Below are 3362 nucleotides of genomic sequence, written 5' to 3'. Positions count from 1 at the left end.
CGCACTGTCAGCATCAGCGCTGACAGCAAACTTGGCGTAATCTCCTCACCGTTGGTCTGCGCACGTCGACGGCCCCTGAGGGCAGAACTCGAGATTTCGTGTTTGAACACGGCTTTTGCGGGTAAGAGATTCATGACCGGACCAGTGACGACAACCCTCGGGAGACAGCGATGGGCGAGCCAACCCTCCAGACGGACATCGAAAGGCTCTATACCGCGGGCAAGGAACTCATGCCTGACGCAGCGGACCGCTTGTCCAAGCTAGCCGGAGACGTTTCAGGGCAGCTCGAGACACTCAACAAGCAAGCGGCGCTGGCCGGCGACCCCGCCATCCTCTGCACGATGCTCGGCGTAGGCAACGACGTCTATGACATCCTCCGCCAAGGCGTGATCTCGCTCAACAACGCAGCGGCGGCGATGATCAAGACGGCTGACGACTACCGGCGGACCGACCAAGCGGCACGTGATGACTTCAACCGCCTGAAGAAGAACCTTCAGACCGAGCCACAGCCCCGCGCCGCCGAGGTTCCACCCTGGCTGGCGAAGCTCGAGGGTGACGGCGCCGGCACGGGAGACGAAAGCACTCCTTCTACTCCAGACCCCGATGCGCCGAGCGTTGATGCCGAGCAGCGTGAGGAGAACGAGGAGAACAGCGAGTTCGAGCACGAGCGTCAGAAGCGGCGGGGTTGAGAGCCATGGCATTCTCGCGGGACACCTTCGAGCAGACCTTGCGCGACATCGAGACGCACCTCGGCTACCTTCGCGGCAACGAGAACGCGTGGAACTATCTCCGCGAATTCCAGAAGGAATCTGTTGGGGTCGAACAGCCGCTCCTCACCGTGATGCGACTCGACGACGGCTACTCCTTCCCGTGTCCTGATGGTCGGTTCAAGGTTGAGCCGTCGCGGACCTGGTGGCTCGACATTCGAGTGTCCCCCGGCAGCAAGTTCGACGTGGACGGCTATCGCAAGCTCATCCAGCAGGGAGCCGATATGGCTTGGCAGGATGGCGTCGCGTGGGCATCCGGGGCCGCTGGGTACGCCTTGAGCGTATGCAACCAGTTCCTGAAACCCGACGTACCTACGATGGTCAGCACCATTCTCGAGATGCAGCGCAACGCGGTGATCCCGCTGACCCAGGCGACGGTCGATGATTGGGCAAAGCTCGGCACCTTGCCGACCCAGTGGCACGGTGAGGCCGGCAATGCCTTCTATGAGTTCTACAGCAACTACAACGAGTCGATAGGCATCTGCGGCACGTTCATGGGCATGGTCACCTTCGGGTTCTCCGCCGCTGCGAAGGTCATCAGTGGCACGCAGTTCGGTGCCCAGTTCTTCCTGGACTCCGTTCTCGAGGGCCTCAAGGCTCAACTCGATCAGTGGGCGCGCTGGGACCGTGAACCACCCGAACCCGCACATGTCCCCACCTGGGTCGCGGACATTCAACAGATCGGCAGCTCTGCACTGGACCTGCTCGCCGACACCGTCCCGGTTGTCGGTGACGCGGTCAAGAAGGTGACCGACTTTCAGGGCCATGTCGACAAGGCCCGGGCGCTGATCAAGGACATCGAAGATGTGTCGGGCAAGGACCTTCTTCCGGAGAAGCACACATACATCGAGGTCAAGACGGCCGAGCAGATCTACACCGGGCTCTCCGAAACCCTCTACAACGACTACTACAACGCGTACAACGACGCGCTTGACAGCCTGCAGGCTGGGGGAACGGGAAGCGGCGTGCCGGATCCCAACAACCTCGCAGGCAGCGCCTACAGCGGCGACGGCGTCGAGAACCAGATGAACAACTTGCGGAACCAGATCCAGCTCCCGCAGGTCCCGAACAGAAGCCTTCGCGGAGAGGATTCGTACAATTAGGTTCAACGAGCCGCCGGCGCTCACTCTCCTTGACCGATCCGGACGTTCCGCCTTCCGTGCTTGCGTTGGAGTGCTCCTGGGCGGGTTTCTTCTCGCGGCCTGCGGGACGCCATCCGACCCCAGCCCAGAACCAACGACGGGGCAGCAACTGGCGCCGAGTTGGCATGAGACGCTCAACGAGCCGAACGCGTTCACCCTCAACGACTTGTCGACCCGTGGTCAGTTCGATCTCGGACCCACCCGCTGGGTCACCGACGATTCGGTGATCTCTCTCGGTGCTACCGAGCTCGTCTGGTACGACCTCGAGACCGGGAAGAAGGAGCAGGCGCTCGAGGTCTCCGGCGGCGCGGTCTGCGCCGCATCGTTCGACCTCACCGGCGACGGAATCGGAGCCATACTCTCGGGGGACCGGTGCACGAAGGTGACCACCGTCGACACGAAGACCGGCAAGGAGGTCTGGTCCGTTGACTCCGGGCTCGACAACCCGTCGAACGGTCATCCACATCCCGCGGGCACGAATGGCATCTCGGTGACCGACGAAGCGGTCACCATCACCAGCCAGTGCAGCGGGGCGGCGATTCTCGACATGGGATCAGCGAAGGTCGAGCACAAGCTCCCTGCCACCGACTGCGCTGCTACGGCTTCGTACGGCAATGCGCTGGTCTCGGGGACCAGCAGCCAGGACGCCTATCAAATGTTCGACGCTGCGACGGGTGAGCACCTCGCTTCGTTCAGCGGAGCGCCATCGCCCGCCGCGCCGTGGAGAGTGATCAGTGCGGACCCGCTGGTCGTGGCCGGCACCGGGGGCGATGTGTTCGGCCTGTGGGCCTTGAGCGGCGGAAAGGTGACCCAGGTCGGGGAGACGGTGAACTCGCTGCCACCCGAGACGATCCGGTTCGCGCAAGTCGTCGGCCAGCGTCTTTACGTCGTGCTCAATGAGAGCACGCTCCTCAAGGTGTATGACCTCGCAGACGGCCGAGAGATCGCGACCAGCAAGCTCGCGGATGGCGAATCCGTCGCCGGCGTGAACGGCGGCGGCACGGTCATCACCGTGGGGCCGGGCTCCGCGGATGCCTCGACCGATGCGGTCGTGCATGCCTGGAACCCCGACGAACCCGAACGTGTCACCACGCTCGCCACACTCCCCGACGGGGAAACCGAGCCTGGCCTGAGCACGCTCGACGGTACCTTGACACTCCACGACGGGTGGCTGCTGATCGGCTACAAGGACCTGCGCGCCTACGAGCTGCCCGAACTCTGATCTCCGCGATGCCGACGCCGCGGTGTGCGCGGGCACCGGCGTCCAGCCGGGCTGGTCGAGGCCGCTGGAGACGATCTCGGGACCGTGGTCGGTCCGGCGGTAGTCCATCGCGAAGTACTCCGTGGTGTGCCGGGGCGGGATGTCGCCCTCGTCGTCGGCGCCGTCGGTCAGGAATGGGTAGGTGTTTTCCGGACGTGCGTCGAGCGGTAGTGGTCGGCGATGGGCGACTGA

The 3362-nt window shown here is 63.9% G+C and carries 3 protein-coding genes; all 3 read left to right on the top strand.

Annotated features, from left to right (window positions below; translation table 11 throughout):
• The first annotated feature begins 170 nt into the window (after positions 1-170).
• On the top strand, positions 171-689 hold the full coding sequence (locus tag UG56_RS27295) for a hypothetical protein (RefSeq protein ID WP_045547860.1): 519 nt from the start codon (positions 171-173) through the stop codon (positions 687-689).
• Positions 690-694: 5 nt separating this feature from the next.
• Positions 695-1870: a hypothetical protein gene (locus UG56_RS27290; RefSeq protein ID WP_045547861.1), complete on the top strand. Its 1176-nt coding sequence runs from the start codon at positions 695-697 to the stop codon at positions 1868-1870.
• 205 nt (positions 1871-2075) lie between these two features.
• On the top strand, positions 2076-3131 hold the full coding sequence (locus UG56_RS27285; RefSeq protein ID WP_045547862.1) for a PQQ-binding-like beta-propeller repeat protein: 1056 nt from the start codon (positions 2076-2078) through the stop codon (positions 3129-3131).
• The last annotated feature ends 231 nt before the right edge of the window (positions 3132-3362 follow it).

Origin of the sequence: Nocardioides luteus (genome assembly GCF_000960475.2) — a bacterium.
GTDB lineage: Bacteria > Actinomycetota > Actinomycetes > Propionibacteriales > Nocardioidaceae > Nocardioides > Nocardioides luteus_A.
The sequence above is the reverse complement of the archived record's forward strand: the minus strand, read 5'-3'. Positions and strand labels throughout refer to the sequence as shown.

What these genes read in the sequence shown, in the direction of transcription:
- UG56_RS27295 (WP_045547860.1), top strand. Translation starts at nt 171, where the DNA reads ATGGGCGAGCCAACCCTCCAGACGGACATCGAAAGGCTCTATACCGCG.
- UG56_RS27290 (WP_045547861.1), top strand. Translation starts at nt 695, where the DNA reads ATGGCATTCTCGCGGGACACCTTCGAGCAGACCTTGCGCGACATCGAG.